Raw genomic sequence first — 18,711 nt, 5'->3', positions numbered from 1 at the left:
TATCGGCTCTAGATGCATTTGAAATAGTCGAAGGGTTCGAGGCATTCCTTGCAACGATAAAGGGCTTTGCAGGCGGTGGATCCGAATTCGCTGACCCGCTCGGTTTCCTTGCTGCCGCAATGCGGACAGGCAATGACATCCGGTTCCCCAAGCAGGCTCAGCTTGCTGGAGCTACCTTCTGGCGGTGCGATTCCGAACGCCCGAAGCTTCTCTTTGCCTTCGTCTGTGATCCAGTCGGTGGTCCAGGCAGGGGTCAGCACCTGAGTGATTTTTGGATCCCGGAACCCCGCAGCACGCAGGGCTTCGGCAATCAGTTCCTCAATCAACTCGGTGGCTGGGCAGCCGGAGTAGGTCGGGGTCACGTCAATGGACAGTTCTTTCCCATCCCAACGCACGGCTCGAACAATGCCGAGCTCCACGACGCTGACTGCCGGCACTTCGGGGTCTTTGACCTCTTCCAGAAGTGCCCAGATGTCGTCCTCTGTCAGCAGATCGGGGCGGGCGTTTGCCGGCACCCGATCACTGGCAATCAGGATGTCGACGGCTGACCGGCTGTCTGAATCACCATGTTGTGGCATCGGGATAGGCCCTCTGCAGGAACTGCATTTCTGCCAGAATGAAACCAAGGTGTTCGGTGTGCTCGCCGTGCTTGCCGCCCATGTACATCCAGGCGTCTTCGGCACCCGGTGTCAGGGTGGCCTGGGTGAGCACCTCGTTGACCATGCCCCGCCAGTCTTTGGCGAGCTGGTCGGGGTCCGGGCCGATGCCCGCCTCGGCCATGACACGATCGGTGTCGTCCGGGGTGATCAGTTCGCCGGTGAAACGCCAGAGGATATCCACGGCATCCTGCATGCGGCGGTGGCTTTCCTCGGTACCATCGCCCAGACGCTTGACCCACTCCGATGACCGGCGCAGATGATAGGTTGCTTCTTTCAAGGCCTTGGCGGCAATACCGGCAATGCGCTCATCATTGGACGCACTCAGGCTCTTGAGCGTGAAGTAGTGCCACACATCAAAGAAGAACTGCCGTCCCATGGTCACCGCATAATCTTCATTGGGCTGCTCGGTGAGCAGCAGGTTGCGGTAATTGTGAGCGTCGCGGCGGAACGCGAGCTTGTCGGCATCGCGACCATCATTAATCAGCTCGGCGGCGTACTCGTACCAGTTGCGGGCCTGGCCGACGAGGTCGAGGGCAACGTTCATCAGCGCCATTTCTTCCTCAATCGCCGGGGCCTTGCCGCACAGTTCGCACAGGCGCTGACCCAGGATCATGTCGGAATCTGCAAGGCGCAGCAGGTATTCCTGTAATGCTTTTGTTTGTGTCATTGGAACTGCTCCTTACATGTGTCCGACTTCATCGGGCAGCTTATAGAAAGAAGCGTGCCGGTATACCTTGTCTTCCGACGGGTCGAAAAGTATTTCTTTTTCGTCGGATGCCGAGGCCGTGATGGTGTCGGAGGGTACAACCCAGATGCTCACGCCTTCGTTGCGGCGTGTGTACAGGTCACGGGCGTTCTCCATGGCCATCTCGGCGTCAGAGGCGTGCACGCTGCCCACGTGTTTGTGGTTCAGGCCGTGCTTGGACCGCACAAAAACTTCGTAAAGGCGCCATTCAGACATAGTGTATTCCTCCGGTATCAGGCGGCTTCTGCGCGCTGTTTTTGTTTTTTGGCATAGGCGACGGCCGCTTCGCGGACCCATGCGCCCTCGTCGATTGCTTTCTTGCGAGTGTTGATGCGCTCGCGGTTGCAGGGACCATTGCCCTTGAGAACGTCGTAGAATTCCTGCCAGTTAATGTCACCGAAATCGTAGTGGCCGGTTTCTTCGTTCCATTTCAGGTCCGGATCCGGCGCGGTGCACCCCAGGAATTCAAGCTGCGGAATGGTCTGGTCAATGAACATCTGGCGCAGTTCGTCGTTGCTCTTGCGCTTGATCTTCCAGGCCATGGACTGTTGTGAGTTCGGGGACTCGTCATCGTGCGGGCCAAACATCATCAGCGCCGGCCACCACAGACGGTTGATCGCGTCCTGCACCATGGCTTTCTGCTCATCGGTGCCTTCGCGCATCATGTCCAGCAGGATCTGGTAACCCTGACGCTGGTGGAAGCTCTCTTCCTTGCAAATGCGGACCATGGCCCGGGAATAAGGGCCGTAGGAGGTACGCTGAAGCACAACCTGGTTGACGATCGCCGCGCCATCCACGAGCCAGCCAACCGCCCCCATATCGGCCCAGTTCAGGGTCGGATAGTTAAAGATGCTGGAGTACTTGGCTTTGCCCTGGTGCAGCTTCTCGATCTCTTCATCGCGATCTGCACCGAGGGTTTCCATGGCGCTGTAGAGATACAGGCCATGACCCGCTTCGTCCTGAATCTTCGCCATCAGCTGAAGCTTGCGCTTCAGAGTAGGGGCCCGGGTAACCCAGTTACCTTCAGGCAGCATGCCGACCACTTCGGAGTGAGCGTGCTGGGAGATCTGACGAACCAGCGTTTTCCGGTAGCCCTCAGGCATCCAGTTCTTGGGTTCGATCTTGATTTCGGCGTCGACCTTTTCCTGAAACTCGCGCTCTTCAGGCGACATCTCTTCCAGGGTCTTCAGGCGCTTGGCGCCGGTTTCAACGAGCTGGGCGTACATAAAATACCTCCGGATCGGGCTTGTTGTTCTGTGGCTCCGTGAACACTGGCACCCTCAGATAACACCAGAGGGCGAATACCTTCATATTATATGATACTGAATAAATATCAAGAACAGTCTTTGTGTGTCATGTTATATCTATTCGGCTGGCCAGTTAGTCTTATATTGCTGATTTTGCTAACTAAAAATATGATACGTGAAGAAATGCTATTGAGATCAGCGGCCGGAGAGTAAAATTAAATCATTGGCTGTGTAGCGGGCAGCTGTCTGGAGAGCAGCCGCAATGGCTGCGGGCTGCCCTCCGGAGTCATACGGATTTATTGGTGGCGACGGTCAAACACACGCTTGGCTTTGCCTTCGGAGCGAGCCAGGCGGTTGGTTTCCACCACTTCAATGCGAGTGCTGATACCGATGTAGGACTTGATGTGGTGAGCCAGTTCCTTGGCCGCTTTGGCCCGTGCCTCGTCGCCGGAAACGCTCGGTTTGAGTTCGGCGCGAATGTCCACGCAGTCCATGTTGCCTTCTTTGTAAACCTCGATCTCGTAGTGGGGTGCCAGTGCTTCGCACTTCAGCACCTGCTCCTCGATCTGGCTCGGGAACACATTCACACCACGGATAATCAGCATGTCATCACTGCGGCCGGTGATCTTGTCGATTCGGCGCATCGGGCGCGCAGTTCCTGGCAGCAGGCGCGTGAGATCCCGGGTGCGGTAACGCAGGATCGGCAGAGCCACCTTGGTCAGTGAAGTGAAGACCAGCTCACCGTATTCGCCATCGGGCAGGACTTCGCCGGTTTCCGGGTTGATGATTTCCGGGTAAAAATGGTCTTCCCAGATGGTGGGACCATCCTTGGTTTCAATGCATTCCATGCCAACACCCGGGCCCATGACTTCGGACAGGCCGTAGATGTCCAGCGCCTGGATCCCGAGGCGCTCTTCGATCTCGGTACGCATGGAGTTGGTCCAGGGTTCCGCTCCGAAAATGCCCAGTCGCAATGGCAGCTTGTGCGGGTCAATGCCTTGCCGCTCAATTTCGTCGGCAATATTCAGCATGTAGGACGGCGTGACCATAATGATGTCTGGCTCGAAGTCCTTGATCAGCTGCACCTGTTTTTCGGTCTGACCGCCGGACATTGGAATGACCGTACAGCCAAGACGTTCGGCTCCATAGTGAGCGCCGAGACCGCCGGTGAACAGGCCATAGCCATAGGCTACGTGAACCTTGTCGCCCCGGGAGCCGCCGCCGGCCCGAATGGAGCGGGCAACGATGTCCGCCCAGGTGTTGATGTCGCTCTGGGTGTAGCCTACCACCGTGGGCTTGCCGGTCGTGCCACTGGAGGCGTGGACGCGGACAACCTGGTCCATTGGCGTGGCAAACATGCCGAATGGGTAGTTGTCCCGCAGGTCTGCCTTGGTGGTGAAGGGAATTTTGGCGAGGTCATCGAGCGAATTGATGTCCATCGGCTTAAGGCCAATCTCATCAAAGGCTTTGCGATAGAATGGCACATTGGTGTAAGCATGAACCACGCTCCAGCGCAGGCGCTGCAGCTGCTCGTGACGGAGCTCGTCAATGCTGGCGGTTTCCATGCGGTCAAGTTTGCCAAGTTTTTGTGATGGTAAGCTCATGATTCTGTCCTGCGTTGTTCTTGTCGGGTAATAGTCTCTGTTCTGTTACAACCGGTGGCCTCAGGCCACCGTATCCGTCCGCTCAATAATAATGGCAATGCCCTGGCCAACGCCGATGCACATGGTGCATAAGGCGTACCGGGCTTTCTGACCCGCTGCGTGACGGCGTTCAAGTTCGTTCAGAGCTGTGGTTACTAGCCGGGCACCGCTCATTCCCAGAGGGTGGCCGAGGGCAATGGCGCCACCGTTCGGGTTAACATGCTCAGCGTCATCCGGAAGCCCGAGGTCGCGGGTGACCGCGAGGGCCTGCGCGGCGAAGGCTTCGTTCAGTTCGATAACGTCCATATCGGCCAGGTCAAGCCCCGCTGTTGCCAGAACCTTGCGAGTTGCCGGGGCTGGTCCGAAGCCCATGATCCTGGGTTCAACGCCAGCGGTGGCCATGGCAACGACCCGGGCTCGGGGCTTCAGGTTGTATTGCTTGAGCGCATTGGCTCCGGCCAGCAGCAGGGCACAGGCGCCATCGTTAACACCGGAGGCGTTGCCCGCGGTCACGGTGCCATTCTCGCGGAATGGCGTTGGTAACGTGGACAGCTTTTCAAGGCTGGTCTCCCGGGGATGCTCGTCGGTATCCACAACCAGTGGCTCCTGCTTGCGCCGGGGGATAGTTACCGGGGTGATTTCGTTGACCAGTCGTCCTGCTTTCTGCGCTGCGGCAGTTCGTTGCTGGCTGCGCAGGGCGAAGGCGTCCTGGTCTTCCCGGGAAATCCCGAAATCGGCTGCCACGTTCTCTGCTGTTTCCGGCATGGAGTCGATCCCGTACTGCTTCTTGAGCAGCGGGTTGACGAAGCGCCAGCCGATGGTGGTGTCATAGACCTCTGCCTTCCGGCTGAATGCCGAGTCCGCCTTCCCCATTACAAATGGGGCGCGGGACATTGATTCCACGCCGCCTGCGATCATAAGTTCCGTCTCACCGGTACGGATGGCCCTGGCAGCGCTGCCGACAGCGTCCATTCCAGAACCGCACAGGCGGTTGATGGTGCTGCCCGGTACGTCGACGGGCAGGCCGGCCAGCAGCAAAGACATACGGGCAACGTCACGGTTGTCTTCACCAGCCTGGTTGGCGCAGCCGTAGAGCACGTCGTCGATTTTTGACCAGTCCAGGTCCGGGTGTCGCTTGGTCAGGGCCTTGATGGGGATCGCGCCCAGATCATCCGCGCGCACGGTAGAGAGAGCGCCGCCGTAACGGCCAATGGGGGTGCGGATGGCATCAACAATGTAGGCGTCCTGAAGTAGTTTGTCCGTGCTCATGACTTGCTCTCCGAATTGCGTACGGTGCCGCGAACTTCGTAGGAGCGGCCGCGGAACAGGGCGACCTTGCGGCCGTCCTGATTGGTTAATGTAATGTCGTAAACGCCGGTGCGACCGCCGCGGGCCTGCTCTTCGGCTGTGGCGGTCAGCCGGTCGCCCTCTTTGGCGCCGGACATGTAATCGATGCTGCAACCGGAGGCGACGGTGGCCCGGTCATAACTGTTGCAGGCGAAGGCAAAAGCGGAATCGGCCAGGGTGAACAGGTAGCCGCCGTGGCAGGAGCCGTGGCCCTGGATCATGTCGCCGGATACGGTCATGGTGAGTACCGCTTTACCGGGGGCAACGGACTCGATCTTCATGCCCAGCTTCTGGCTGGCCCGGTCACGGGCGAACATGGCTTTCGCGCATTCCTCGGCAAGTGTTTGCGGATCCATCTCGCTCATGAATAAAACCCCTTCTGTGCGAATGCATTCTTCCGGAGCAGCAAGGCTGGGCGATAGCGATCTTCGGCGTAGCTGTTCTGGATGTTCGTGAGCACGTTGAACACATGGCTCGTTCCCAGGCGGTCGCTCCAGCTCAGAGGGCCTTCGGGATAGTTCAGGCCTGCCTTCATTGCCAGATCAATGTCTGCGATGGTGGCAACACCATGGAGGGCAGCATCAGCGGCTTCGTTGGCCAGCATGGCGACGGTGCGCATAACCACCAGCCCGGGGCGATCCGCCAGCAGGCTTACGGCAACACCCGCCTTTTGCAGTAAAGCACAGGCGCTGGAAACTGCCGCTTCTGAGGCCTGATCTGCAGCGGCGAGCGCAAGCCGGGATGCTTTGCTGTAGTCGAAGGCCAGGTCAAACAGCACCAGGTTGGAAATGCCGTCGGTGGCGGCCCGCTCGGTGGCCATGCGGCCATCAGTCAGGGCCAGTACGGCGTTGCCAAATCGAAGTTGGCCGGGACCGTCGCGCTCTACGATTGTCAGGCCCGCATCTCTCAGGCGCTGGACCAGCGGAGCTGCCACGCCGGGATTACCCTCGATGATAACCACGGTTTCGTCGGACTGGTGCGCCGGTTCTGTCTGTGGCTCCGGCTTTTCCGCGCCTTCGCCATAGGGGTAAAAACCCTGGCCGTTCTTGCGTCCGAGACGGCCGGCTTCCACCAGTTCTTTCTGGATCAGCGAGGGCAGGAAGCGCGGGTCCTGGTAGTAGGAATTGAACACGGAGTTGGTCACGGCGTAATTGACGTCGTGACCGATCAGGTCAGTCAGCTCAAACGCACCCATGCGGAACTGGCCGGCTTCGCGGATGATGGCATCCAGGGTTGCCGCATCGGTGGCCTGCTCCTGCAGCAGGCGCAGGCTTTCCGCGTAAAACGGGCGGGCGACGCGGTTCACGATAAAGCCGGGCGTCGAGGTGGCGTAAACTGGTTTCTTGCCCCAGGCCGTTGCCGTGGCGTGAACGGTTTCGGCAACGGCTCGGCTGGTGGCCAGGCCCATTACCACTTCGACCAGTGCCATCAGGGGTGCTGGATTGAAGAAGTGCATGCCGACAAGGCGCTCGGGCTTTTTCATGCCGGCGCCGAGAGCGGTGACAGAGATGGAAGACGTGTTGGTGGCCAGGATTGCATCGTCGCTGCACAGCGTTTCCAGGCTGGCTAACAGCTGGCGCTTTATGTCGAGGTCTTCAATAATGGCTTCAATGACCAGCCCGGCGTCGGCGACATCATCCAGGTTGGCGACTGGCTGGATCCGGCCAATGATGGCGTCCAGATCCTGCTGCTGCATCTTGCCTTTGTCGACACGGCGCTGAAGCTGTTTGGCAACGCCGTCGCGACCAGCTTCTGCTGCGCCTTCTCTCTGGTCATGCAGATAAACCCGGTGGCCGGCCTGGGCCGCCACCTGGGCAATGCCGGAACCCATGGCGCCGGCACCGATGACGGCGATGGTGATTTGGGAATCAAGTGCCTGCATGAATCACTTCCCCTTGAACGCTGGCGTGCGCTTTTCCATGAAGGCGGCGACGCCCTCGCGGTAATCTTCGGTCTGCCCGGCCATGCGCTGGAAGTCTCTTTCCAGGTTGATCTGCTCTTCAAAAGTGTTGCTGGCGCTGTCATGGAGTGCGCGCTTGATCAGGGCAAGGCCTTTGGTGGGCTGGGTGGCGAAATGCCGGGCCAGTTTCATAGTTTCTTCCTTGAGCTGCTCATCATCCACGCAGCGCCAGATCATGCCCCAGTTCTCGGCCTGTTCGGCGCTGATCTTGTCGCCCAGCAGTGCCATACCTTTGGCCCGGGCCATGCCGGCTACACGAGGCAGAATCCAGGTGCCGCCCGAGTCAGGTACCAGCCCCAGCTTGCAGAATGCCTGAACAAACTTGGCGGAACGTGCCGCCAGTGTGATATCGCAGGCCAGGGCGATGTTGGCACCGGCACCGGCAGCGACACCATTAACGGCACAAACAACCGGCATTGGCAGATCCCGCAGGCTGCGTAGCATCGGGTTGTAGTAGTTCTCCAGGGAGGCACCAAGGTCCGGCACTTCCTGATCCGGGGATACGCTGCGGTCAGAAAGGTCCTGCCCGGCGCAAAAGCCACGGCCGGAGCCGGTAATGACCAGTACCCGGACAGACTCATCCTTGCGCACGGTGCTGATGGCGTCGCGCATGCGTTCGTGCATCTCGACATTGAAACTGTTCAGGCTGTCCGGACGGTTCAGGGTTAGCAGAGCCACACCCTGATCGATTTCAAGAAGAATGCTCGGCTGAGTCATGGCGGTTTTGTCCTGTTGTTTGTTTTGGGGGATAGCTTGAAAGGCGTCTTGGACCGGTACGGCGCTATCGATTGCGAAAAATGAGTATATCTTAGAATTGATACTGGTCAAGGATTGTGGTGGGCGTGTTCTGTATCGCTTTGGTCTTAAGTGATCGTGAGTTATTTTTATATTGTTGAAAAATATACGAAATATTTTTTATATCTTCTGGTGGTTACGATTTTTGTAGGCATTTGTCTTGCTTTGGTAGCCTTTAAGGCATGAAAAAGCATCCGGGAAAAGTTAATGTGATACAGAAAATGAATCACGATACCTTTTCAGGGCCCATGTTTGCTGGCCCTGCAAAAGCTTGATCCCGTTCCGGTGCCTACTTACCCAGGAGAGCGTTATGCCCAGTTACAGTATAGAAGGTGTTGTTCCCGTCGTTCACCCGTCTGCCTATGTCCACCCGACTGCCGTACTGATCGGGGATGTCTGGATCGGCCCGGACTGCTATGTCGGGCCGGCGGCCTCGCTGCGTGCCGATTTCGGCCGGATCATACTCAAGCAGGGCTCGAACGTTCAGGACACCTGCGTGATGCATGCTTTCCCTGGCATGGATACGATTGTCGAGAAAAATGGCCACGTCGGGCACGGTGCGATTTTGCATGGCTGTGTTGTTGGCGAAGACGCCATGGTGGGCATGAATGCGGTGGTGATGGATGAAGCCCACATAGCGCCCCGCTCCATCGTTGGCGCTTGCGCTTTTGTAAAGGCAAAGTTTACCTGTGAGCCGGGCTCATTGATCGTTGGATCGCCCGCGAAAGTAATGCGGATGCTCAGCGACAAGGAAATCGCCTGGAAGAAAAAGGGAACCGAGGAATACCAGAGACTGACGCGTCGTTCCCTGGCCAGTCTGGAGGAAGTGCAGCCGCTTGCGGAAGACGACCAGGACCGGCCTCGCATGGATGCCAGCGGCTACAAGCCGAAGTACGAACAATCGGAGTGAAGGCCAGACGCGGATTGTGAAAGTGACGCTGTTACAATCCGGCGTCCTTAACGTTTTCCATCACCACAAAGGTGCTGGTCTGGAGCACGTAGGGCAGCGCGGAAATTTCCTCGCCCAGGACCTGCCGGTATTCCTGCATGTTCCGGGTCCGGACTTTCAGCAGATAGTCGAAATTGCCGGCAATCATGTGGCATTGCTCGACTGCGGATATCTGCTTCACGGCTTTATTGAAGGCTGTCAGGGCGCCACTGCTGGTGTCGGTCAGGGTGACCTGGGCAAAGGCGATGTGGCTGAGCCCCAGTTTGGTCTGGTTGACCAGGGCAGTGTAGCCGGTGATGTAACCGTGTTCTTCCAACCGGCGCATCCGCACCTGACAAGGGGTTTTGGATAGCCCCACCCTGGATGCGAGTTCGGTAACGGTGATCCGTGAATTTTTCTGCAACTCGCGAATAATAGATTGGTCAATTCTATCCAAATCGGCCATGTGGTCGGTCCCAGGCTGGATTAATGGCTAAATCACCGGGTAAATATAACCAAAACTCCTCGATTCCGAAACTTTACGGTCAAAGCGACTTTCGGGCGTTGCGTATACTGTCAGCTACGCTATTACCCAAAGAACGTGGAAAAAAGCCCGGAGAGTTTCGATGACCGATCCACACACATTACAAAAACAAACCCTGCTGGAACAGCTTGCCGATGTCCTTCAGAACCAGTCCACCGACAATGACGATTCTCTTGAATTGCGAGAGATTGTCGCCCGGATGGTTCAGGAATCCCGGTCATGGGACGACGATTTGCACGCAGAGCTCGTTCGGGTTTTTGGTGAATCCCTCGGGGGGCGTTACGCCCAAGTGTTTAGCGGCGGCTTTCCCTCGACCTACCGGGCCAGGTTTTCGGTACCCGAAGCGCTGGCTGACATCGAGCAGATCCAGTCCATCGCCGTCAGCACCGATGTACCCATGCGTTTTTATCAGCCTCGGGACCCTTCCGAAACCGGATTTCACTTCAAACTATACAGCCAGGGGCAGCCGGTTGTTCTGTCAGATGTGATCCCGATCCTGGAGAACCTGGGCATGCGGGTGCTCGGTGAACATCCTTACCGGGTACGGCGCCGGGACGGTGAAACCTTTGGCGTCAGTGATTTTACGGTTGAGCTCCATGCCCGTTGCCGGGAGGCTGACCTGGATACCGCCAGGCCGCTGATCCAGGGAGCTTTCCGGGAGATCTGGAATGGCTTTGCAGAAAACGACGATTTTAACCAGCTGATCATGCTGTGTGGCCTTGGCTGGCGTGAGGTGGCGCTGCTTAGGGCCTACGCCCGCTATATCAAGCAACTGCGTTTCGGCTTTAGCCAGCCCTTTATTGCCGAGACCCTGGCCCGCCACCCAGACATCACTTCCATGCTGGTCTCCTTCTTCCAGAAGCGCTTTGACCCTGAGTTACAGAGAAAAAAGAAGGGCCAGGCGTCAGCAGAAAAGACTGGGGCCGAGATACTGGACGCACTTGAAGCAGTTGAAAGCCTTGATGATGACCGGATTCTCCGGCGCTTTTTCGTGTTGATTCGGGCGACGCTTCGAACCAGTTATTTCCAGCGCCAGGAGGGTGAAGGTTTCCGAAGCTATCTGTCTCTGAAGCTGGATCCTTCTTCTATTCCGGACATCCCCCGGCCGCGACCGAAATTCGAGATTTTCGTTTACTCGCCACGGATTGAGGGAGTTCATCTGAGATCTGGCCCTGTCGCCCGGGGTGGTTTGCGGTGGTCTGACCGGATCGAGGACTATCGCACCGAGATTCTCGGCCTGGTAAAAGCACAGCAGGTAAAGAACTCAGTGATTGTGCCTGCAGGTGCCAAGGGGGGCTTTGTGGTGAAACAGCCGCCGCAGGATGGGTCCCGGGAGGCGCTGCGGGAAGAGGGTGTTGCCTGCTATCAGATCTTTATCAGGGGGCTTCTGGACATCACCGACAATCTGGAGGACGGCAGGGTTGTGCCCCCGGAAAGCGTGGTCCGGTACGACGGCGACGATACCTATCTGGTTGTTGCCGCAGACAAGGGAACCGCCACTTTTTCTGACATTGCCAACATGATTGCTGCCGAATACGGCTTCTGGTTGGGCGATGCCTTCGCCTCTGGCGGCAGTGAGGGCTATGACCACAAGAAAATGGGGATTACCGCCCGGGGTGCCTGGGAATCGGTGAAACGGCATTTTCTCGAAAAGGGCACAGACACTCAGACGGACGAATTCACCGTGGTCGGAATTGGCGACATGGCAGGTGATGTATTTGGCAATGGCATGCTGTTGTCAGAGCGAATTCGCCTGGTCGGCGCCTTCAATCACCAGCACATCTTTATCGATCCGCAGCCCGATGCCGAGGCCTCTTTCCGTGAGCGCCAGCGCCTGTTCAATATGCCGGGGTCGACCTGGGCCGACTATGACACACGGCTGATCAGTGACGGTGGCGGTGTATTCTCGCGCTCCATGAAGTCCATTCCGGTGTCTGCGCAAATGCGTCGGGCCTTGGGCATCAAGGCGCGGACCCTGCCGCCCTCCGAACTGATCAGCGCCTTGCTGAAAGCGCCAGTGGACATGCTGTGGAATGGTGGCATTGGCACCTACGTAAAGGCGCCCTCCGAATCCCATGAAGAGGTGGGCGACAAGGCCAATGATGCCCTGAGAATCGACAGTAACCAACTGCGGTGCAAGGTGCTGGGAGAGGGTGGCAACCTCGGGGTTACCCAGAGGGCGCGGATTGACTTCGCCCGCCTGGGCGGCTCGGCCAACAGTGATTTCATCGATAACGCCGGTGGCGTGGACTGCTCGGACCACGAGGTCAACATCAAGATCCTTCTTAATGATCTGGTAAACCGGCAACGGATGACCCTGCCTGAGCGCAACGGCATGCTCCGGGCAATGACCACGGAAGTGGCGGGTCTGGTGCTGAGAAACAACTATCGGCAGGCCATGGCATTGAGTCTGGCGCAGAACACGGCAGTTGCCAGCGCTGACCAGTATGACCGATTGATGCGGCGCCTGGAGGCTGAGGGCAAATTGGATCGCGGCCTTGAGTTTCTCCCCTCCGATGAAGAACTGCAGGCGCGCCGGGAACGGGGGGAGGGCCTGACCCGGCCGGAACTGGCAGTCCTGGTGTCCTACGCCAAGATCGAGTTGAAACAGGCGCTGGTGGCAGCGCCGATTGTGCATGATTCCCGGTTTAACTCGGCACTTCACTCGGCTTTCCCGGCGTCCTTGCTGGCGGCGTTTCCGGAAGCGGTAGATGCTCATCCACTGCGGGCCGAAATTTCGGCAACCCAGATTGCCAATGATCTGGTGAACCGCATGGGAATCACCTGGTTCGACCGGATCCGCAGTGCCACAGGAGCGGATGCCGGGCGGATTGCCGCAGCTTATTTGATCTCCCTCCGGATTCACGACGTAGACGCCCATTGGGAAGCCATTGAATCGCTGGATGGGAAAATCAGTTCAGGCGTGCAGGCAGAGCTGTTTGCAGATGCCATCCGTCTGGTGACCCGAAGCACCAGCTGGCTGTTGCAGAACCGCCGGCAGACGCTGGATCCGGCGTCCTGTATTGATCATTACCGGGGTCCGATGGCCGATGTTCTTGCCTCAAGGGAGCGTCTGGAATCGGTGATTCCTGCAAGTCGTTGGCAAGAACGCTATGCTGATTATTGTAAGCGGAAGGTTCCGGAGGATTTGTCAGCCTGGTGCGCTTCCGCTGAAAGCCGCTACTGGCTGATGGATATGATCGAGATTTGCAGACAGCTGAGCCAGGACCTGGACGCCGTTGCCTGGGTCTATTTCAGGCTTGGCGAAAGTCTGAACCTGACCTGGCTGGATCGGCAGATGCGGGCATTCCGGGCAAAGGGTCATTGGCAGGTGCTGGCGATCATTCACTACAGGGACGATCTGGATCATCAGTTGCGGAATCTCACACTCAGTGTGTTTTCCGAGCCGGTAGAAGGTCACGGAGCACCGGTAGAGCGACTTGAGGCATGGCGAGATGACAAGCAGACGTTGCTCACACGGTGGGAGCGAATGCTGCGCGATATTCAGGCTGCAAGTGACCTGGATTGTGCCGTTTTCTCGGTCGCCCACGGAATGCTGAGAGAATTGGCGGCAAAGGCCGGATAAAAGAGGTCAAGAAGGCAAAGCGCCTTAAAGTTAATGGTTTCTGAGAAGAATGTTAAATTTTTTTCAGCTAAAAAAGACGTAATGTCGTGCTTGCCTTGTTTTTATGGAGAAATAGTCTTTGTTGATCTAGGTAGAATGCCGGAGAGACAAACAACTAAGAGGGTACAACTATGAGACCGCAGCAATCAGAGACGCCGGAGCTTGTTGACAGCCGGCAGGCGATCCGTGATTACATTCTTGCTGATGAGCACAAGGTGATCCACGAGATGATTGCTGGCGCCCAGTTGTCCCAGGCCGAGCGGGATGCCATTTCTGCCCGCGCGGCGGATCTGGTACGCAACGTCCGCAAGAGCGCCAAGTCCACTATTATGGAGAAGTTCCTGGCGGAGTATGGTCTGACGACCAAGGAAGGGGTCGCCCTGATGTGTCTCGCTGAGGCGCTGTTGCGCGTGCCCGACAACACCACGATCCACGAACTGATTGAAGACAAAATCACTTCGGGTGCCTGGGCCGGCCACGTGGGCAAGGCATCATCATCGCTTATCAACACGGCCACCGTAGCCTTGTTGATGACCAGCAACCTGCTCAGGGATTCTGAGCGCAACACCGTGGGCGAAACCCTCCGTAAACTGCTCAAGCGTTTCGGCGAGCCGGTGATTCGGACGGTCGCCGGCCAGGCGATGAAAGAGATGGGCCGCCAGTTCGTGTTGGGCCGCGACATCGACGAAGCCCAGGACGAAGCCAAAGACTACATGGCGAAAGGCTACACCTACTCCTACGATATGCTGGGTGAGGCTGCCCGCACGGATGACGACGCCAGGCGCTATTACGACGCCTATTCCAATGCTATTGAAAGCATTGCCAAGGCGAGCAAGGGCGATGTGCGCAAGAATCCGGGCATTTCCGTGAAGCTCTCCGCCCTGTTGGCCCGCTATGAGTATGGCAACAAGGATCGGGTGATGAACGAGTTGCTGCCCCGTGCCCGCGAGCTGGTCAGGAAAGCGGCCGCCGCCAATATGGGTTTCAATATCGACGCTGAAGAGCAAGACCGTCTTGACCTGTCCCTTGATGTGATCGAAGAACTGGTGTCTGACCCCGAATTGGCCGGCTGGGATGGCTTTGGTGTTGTGGTTCAGGCTTACGGCAAGCGTTCAGCCTTCGTGATCGACTGGATTTATGGGCTGGCGGAGAAGCACGACCGCAAGATCATGGTTCGTCTGGTCAAGGGCGCCTACTGGGATGCCGAAATCAAGCGCGCGCAGGTGATGGGCCTGAATGGCTTTCCGGTGTTCACCCGGAAGGCCTGCAGTGATGTTTCGTTCCTGTCCTGCGCCACCAAACTGCTGAACATGACCAACCGCATTTACCCGCAGTTCGCCACTCACAACGCCCACTCGGTTTCCGCCATTCTCGAAATGGCCAAAACCAAAGGGGTGAACAATTATGAATTCCAGCGCCTGCACGGCATGGGCGAGTCCCTGCACAACGAAGTACTGAAGGTTAGTGGCGTGCCCTGCCGCATCTACGCGCCGGTTGGTCCCCACAAGGATCTTTTGGCTTACCTGGTGCGCCGCCTTCTGGAAAACGGCGCCAACAGCTCCTTTGTGAACCAGATCGTGGATACCAGCATCACTCCTGAGGAAATCGCGAAAGACCCGATTGTCAGCGTGGAAGAGATGGGCAGCAACATCTCCAGCAAGGCTATCGTGCATCCGTTCAATCTGTTCGGAGAGCACCGTCGCAACTCCAAGGGCTGGGACATTACTGATCCAGTGACCGTGGAAGCAATTGAAAAAGGCCGCGGCGCATACAAGGAGTATCACTGGAAAGGCGGTCCTCTGATTGCCGGGGACGTCGCCGGAACGGAGGTTCAGGTGGTGCGTAACCCGGCGGATCCGGATGACCTCGTGGGACATGTAACCCAGGCGTCTGATTCTGATGTGGATGCTGCCATTACCGCAGCGGCGGAAGGCTTCAAGAGTTGGTCGCAGAAGTCGGCGGAAGAGCGTGCAGCCTGTGTTCGCAAAGTCGGTGATCTCTACGAAGAAAACGTCGATGAGCTGTTCGCTCTGACCACCCGCGAGGCGGGTAAGTCCCTGCTGGATGCCATTGCGGAGGTCCGCGAGGCGGTGGACTTTTCCCAGTATTACGCCAATGAAGCGATCCGCTACAAGGACAGCGGCAGTGCCCGCGGGGTGATCTGTTGTATCTCACCCTGGAACTTCCCGCTGGCGATTTTCACCGGGCAGATTCTGGCAAATCTGGCAGCCGGTAACACCGTCGTTGCCAAGCCGGCAGAGCAGACATCGTTGCTCGCGGTTCGTGCGGTGGAATTGATGCACCAGGCGGGCATTCCTGAAAATGCCATTCAGTTGCTTCCGGGTACCGGTGCAACCGTGGGTGCGGCGCTGACCTCCGATTCCCGTGTCAGTGGCGTGTGTTTTACGGGCTCTACCGCAACCGCCCAGCGCATCAACAAGGTGATGACAGAGAACATGGCTCCCGATGCACCGCTGGTGGCGGAAACCGGCGGCCTGAACGCCATGATTGTGGATTCCACCGCGTTGCCGGAGCAGGTTGTCCGTGACGTTCTGGCGTCCTCGTTCCAGAGTGCCGGTCAGCGCTGCTCGGCACTGCGCATGCTATACGTGCAGAAGGACATTGCTGAAGGTCTGCTGGAGATGCTTTACGGCGCCATGGAAGAACTGGGCATTGGCGATCCCTGGTTGCTGTCTACCGATGTCGGTCCAGTGATCGACGAGAACGCCCGCAAGAAAATTGTGGACCACTGCGAGAAGTTTGAGCGCAATGGCAAGCTTCTGAAGAAACTGCCGGTTCCCGAGAAGGGGCTGTTTGTCTCCCCGGTGGTGCTGAGCGTGAGTGGCATTGAGGAGCTGGAAGAGGAAATTTTCGGGCCAGTGCTGCACGTTGCCACCTTCGACGCCAAGGATATCGACAAGGTGGTGGATTCTGTCAACGCCAAGGGTTACGGCCTGACTTTTGGTATACACAGCAGGGTTGACCGTCGGGTGGAGCGCATCAGCAGCCGGATCAAGGTAGGCAATACCTACGTGAACCGGAACCAGATCGGGGCCATTGTCGGTTCCCAGCCGTTCGGTGGAGAAGGTCTGTCCGGGACCGGTCCCAAGGCTGGTGGTCCGCAGTACGTTCGTCGCTTCCTGAAAGGTAAGACCGTCGAGTGTGAGGCGGATCCGAGCGCCAAGAAGGTCGATGACAAACAGCTCCAGAAACTGATTGGCCAGCTGGACAAGCTGAGCGCTCCAAGGCCGGAGGCAAGAGTAGACGCCCTCAAGCCCATCTTCGGGAATGTACCCGAGCCGCTGGATGCCCACGTGGAAGCGCTGCCGGGGCCAACGGGTGAGACCAACCGCCTGTCTAACCACGCCCGGGGTGTCGTACTCTGTCTGGGGCCGGATAAGGAAACCGCTCTGGAACAGGCCTGTATGGCGTTGTCCCAGGGCAACAAGGTAGTCGTGATTGCGCCGGGGGTTCGGGACACGGTCGATGGCGCTGCCAAGGCCGGGCTGCCGATCGTCGGCATTGAGGGCCTGGTGGAACCGGAAGCGCTGGCAACGGTCAGTGGCTTCGAGGCGGCAGTGAGTTGCGCAGACCAGGCCCTGCTGAAGCAATACCGCGAGGCGCTTGCCAAGCGTGACGGCGCGTTGCTGCCGCTGATTACCGAGCACGCTCTGGATCAACGGTTCGTGATCGAACGCCACCTGTGTGTGGACACGACCGCAGCCGGTGGAAACGCAAGTCTGATTGCTGCTTCCGAGTAAGCTGTCTGGCTCTTTCCGTGAAGTCTCTGGTGGCAATCGCGCTTGATGAGCTCGGTTGTTACCGGGCCGCGTAGCGCTCGTGGAGAATACCCACGCGTTCGACGTAGGCTCTGGTTTCAGGGTAGGGTGGCACGCCTCCGTAACGGCCTACGGCGCCAGGGCCTGCGTTGTAGGCAGCCGTTGCAAGCCGGATATCGCCGCCAAAGCGATCAAGCATTTTTGACAGATAACTGACCCCGCCCCGGATGTTCTCGGCGGCCATCATGGCGTTGGCCACACCTACTTCCCTGGCCGTTCCCGGCATCAGTTGCATCAGACCCTGAGCGCCCACCGGGGAGGTCGCCTTTTCATTGAACGCAGACTCCGCATGAATTACCGCCCGAACCAGGGCCGGATCCACACCGTAATCCCGGGCTGCGGTCTGGATCTCGGAACGGAAAGGCCTGGTGAACAGGGGGGTCTTGCGCCAGTCCACCTTGGAATCCGGATCACAGGCATAGCAGTGGAAGCGGATCACATCGAACTCTGCACCGGCTGGCTGGATACTGCTGTAGGCTACAACCCCATTTTCATCTTTGTAGCGGTAAACTGTGTCATTACCGGTAGAGGCCCTGGGTTGGTCAGTGCGCTTCACGTTGGTGAACTCGACCCTGCCATCCGGGTGCACAATGCGCTTGACGCTGTCTGCCAGGATGGGTGCGGGCAGTGCAAACAGCAAAGCTGCCAGAGGTGGGATCAGTAGAGATCTGCCGATTATCATTATTCACTCGTGAATGATTTGAGCAACGGTCGGCTCAGGGCGTTCTTTCAAGCCGGTTTTCTATGGATTATACGGCGTTACGAGGTTGAATAAAGCGCTCACTCTGTCGGAAAAATGTTACGTTCTGAGTATTGCCAGCCAGTTCTCATTTGCCCGGAAACATTATGGAAAGCCAGACCAAAGCCCGAAACCTCATTCTTATCGGTATGCCCGGTAGCGGCAAGAGCACCGTTGGGGTGTTGCTGGCAAAGCGACTGGGGCTGGGGTTCATTGATACCGATCTGCTCATCCAGGAAGACGCCGGTCGCACCCTGCAGGAAATTGTAGACCAGGATGGCTATGAGGCCCTGCGCCACATTGAGGAGCAGGTACTGCTCAAGCTCGATGTCCGGCATAAAGTTATCAGCACCGGGGGCAGTGCAGTCTACAGTGCCCGTGCCATGGAGCACCTCAAGGCGAACGGGACTGTGGTCTTTCTGGACATACCATTGGACCTGGTGACCAAGCGAATCGGTGATCACAGCATGAGGGGTATTTCCCGCCGCCCCGACCAGTCCCTTCAGGCGTTGTTCGAAGAGCGGTATGCCTTGTATTCCCGCTACGCAGACCTGACAGTGAAAGGCGCGGGGCTGAATCAGGATCAGGTCTGCGAAGCTGTAGTGGAGGGACTTTGTTCCGGTCAGCCGTGAACCAGCAT

Annotated in this window: 15 protein-coding genes; 4 read left to right on the top strand and 11 right to left on the bottom strand. The window is 57.9% G+C overall.

The window, feature by feature from the left end; genetic code table 11:
* Nucleotides 1-8: 8 nt before the first annotated feature.
* The 9 genes from paaD to paaG form a co-directional block, all read right to left on the bottom strand.
* Nucleotides 9-578 (bottom strand): 1,2-phenylacetyl-CoA epoxidase subunit PaaD, encoded by a 570-nt coding sequence (paaD, locus tag ACN0XM_RS08450; protein ID WP_417566486.1) that lies wholly within the window; start codon nucleotides 576-578, stop codon nucleotides 9-11.
* Complete coding sequence (gene paaC, locus ACN0XM_RS08445) at nucleotides 562-1,326, bottom strand: 1,2-phenylacetyl-CoA epoxidase subunit PaaC (RefSeq protein WP_417566485.1); 765 nt, start codon at nucleotides 1,324-1,326, stop codon at nucleotides 562-564. Before paaC ends, paaD begins: the two co-directional genes overlap by 17 nt.
* A gap of 12 nt (nucleotides 1,327-1,338) precedes the next feature.
* Nucleotides 1,339-1,620 (bottom strand): 1,2-phenylacetyl-CoA epoxidase subunit PaaB, encoded by a 282-nt coding sequence (gene paaB / locus ACN0XM_RS08440; protein ID WP_417566484.1) that lies wholly within the window; start codon nucleotides 1,618-1,620, stop codon nucleotides 1,339-1,341.
* Between the two features lie 17 nt (nucleotides 1,621-1,637).
* A complete protein-coding gene (gene paaA / locus ACN0XM_RS08435; protein WP_417566483.1) occupies nucleotides 1,638-2,630 on the bottom strand; it encodes a 1,2-phenylacetyl-CoA epoxidase subunit PaaA in 993 nt (330 codons plus the stop codon).
* Nucleotides 2,631-2,947: 317 nt separating this feature from the next.
* Nucleotides 2,948-4,255: a phenylacetate--CoA ligase PaaK gene (gene paaK / locus ACN0XM_RS08430; RefSeq protein ID WP_417566482.1), complete on the bottom strand. Its 1,308-nt coding sequence runs from the start codon at nucleotides 4,253-4,255 to the stop codon at nucleotides 2,948-2,950.
* Between the two features lie 60 nt (nucleotides 4,256-4,315).
* The gene (gene pcaF / locus ACN0XM_RS08425) at nucleotides 4,316-5,563 is read right to left on the bottom strand and encodes a 3-oxoadipyl-CoA thiolase (protein WP_417566481.1); all 1,248 of its coding nucleotides are present in this window, start codon (nucleotides 5,561-5,563) and stop codon (nucleotides 4,316-4,318) included.
* Entirely contained in the window at nucleotides 5,560-6,006 is a 447-nt protein-coding gene (gene paaI / locus ACN0XM_RS08420) for a hydroxyphenylacetyl-CoA thioesterase PaaI (protein ID WP_417566480.1), read from the bottom strand. The genes pcaF and paaI overlap by 4 nt, the downstream gene beginning before the upstream one ends.
* Nucleotides 6,003-7,523: a 3-hydroxyacyl-CoA dehydrogenase PaaH gene (gene paaH / locus ACN0XM_RS08415; protein ID WP_417566479.1), complete on the bottom strand. Its 1,521-nt coding sequence runs from the start codon at nucleotides 7,521-7,523 to the stop codon at nucleotides 6,003-6,005. Before paaH ends, paaI begins: the two co-directional genes overlap by 4 nt.
* 3 nt (nucleotides 7,524-7,526) lie before the next feature.
* On the bottom strand, nucleotides 7,527-8,318 hold the full coding sequence (paaG, locus tag ACN0XM_RS08410; protein WP_417566478.1) for a 2-(1,2-epoxy-1,2-dihydrophenyl)acetyl-CoA isomerase PaaG: 792 nt from the start codon (nucleotides 8,316-8,318) through the stop codon (nucleotides 7,527-7,529).
* Between the two features lie 388 nt (nucleotides 8,319-8,706).
* On the opposite strand from paaG, the gene ACN0XM_RS08405 reads away from it, so the two are divergent.
* Entirely contained in the window at nucleotides 8,707-9,306 is a 600-nt protein-coding gene (locus ACN0XM_RS08405) for a phenylacetic acid degradation protein PaaY (RefSeq protein WP_417566477.1), read from the top strand.
* Nucleotides 9,307-9,337: 31 nt separating this feature from the next.
* Here ACN0XM_RS08405 and ACN0XM_RS08400 read toward each other — a convergent pair whose 3' ends face one another.
* Nucleotides 9,338-9,790, bottom strand: a complete 453-nt coding sequence (locus ACN0XM_RS08400; protein WP_417566476.1) for an Lrp/AsnC ligand binding domain-containing protein — start codon at nucleotides 9,788-9,790, stop codon at nucleotides 9,338-9,340.
* Between the two features lie 160 nt (nucleotides 9,791-9,950).
* Between ACN0XM_RS08400 and ACN0XM_RS08395 the strand changes: the two genes are divergently transcribed.
* Nucleotides 9,951-13,454: an NAD-glutamate dehydrogenase gene (locus tag ACN0XM_RS08395; protein WP_417566475.1), complete on the top strand. Its 3,504-nt coding sequence runs from the start codon at nucleotides 9,951-9,953 to the stop codon at nucleotides 13,452-13,454.
* A 170-nt stretch (nucleotides 13,455-13,624) separates the two neighbouring features.
* Nucleotides 13,625-17,254 (top strand): bifunctional proline dehydrogenase/L-glutamate gamma-semialdehyde dehydrogenase PutA, encoded by a 3,630-nt coding sequence (gene putA / locus ACN0XM_RS08390; RefSeq protein WP_417566474.1) that lies wholly within the window; start codon nucleotides 13,625-13,627, stop codon nucleotides 17,252-17,254.
* Between the two features lie 58 nt (nucleotides 17,255-17,312).
* Here the strand turns inward: putA and ACN0XM_RS08385 are convergent, their stop codons facing one another.
* Nucleotides 17,313-18,014, bottom strand: a complete 702-nt coding sequence (locus tag ACN0XM_RS08385; protein ID WP_417566473.1) for a lytic transglycosylase domain-containing protein — start codon at nucleotides 18,012-18,014, stop codon at nucleotides 17,313-17,315.
* Nucleotides 18,015-18,178: 164 nt separating this feature from the next.
* Here ACN0XM_RS08385 and ACN0XM_RS08380 point away from each other — a divergent pair, with 164 nt between their 5' ends.
* Nucleotides 18,179-18,703 (top strand): shikimate kinase, encoded by a 525-nt coding sequence (locus ACN0XM_RS08380; RefSeq protein ID WP_417566472.1) that lies wholly within the window; start codon nucleotides 18,179-18,181, stop codon nucleotides 18,701-18,703.
* The last annotated feature ends 8 nt before the right edge of the window (nucleotides 18,704-18,711 follow it).

Source organism: Marinobacter sp., assembly GCF_048269445.1.
In the GTDB taxonomy this organism is placed as follows: Bacteria; Pseudomonadota; Gammaproteobacteria; order Pseudomonadales; family Oleiphilaceae; genus Marinobacter.
The sequence above is the reverse complement of the archived record's forward strand: the minus strand, read 5'-3'. Positions and strand labels throughout refer to the sequence as shown.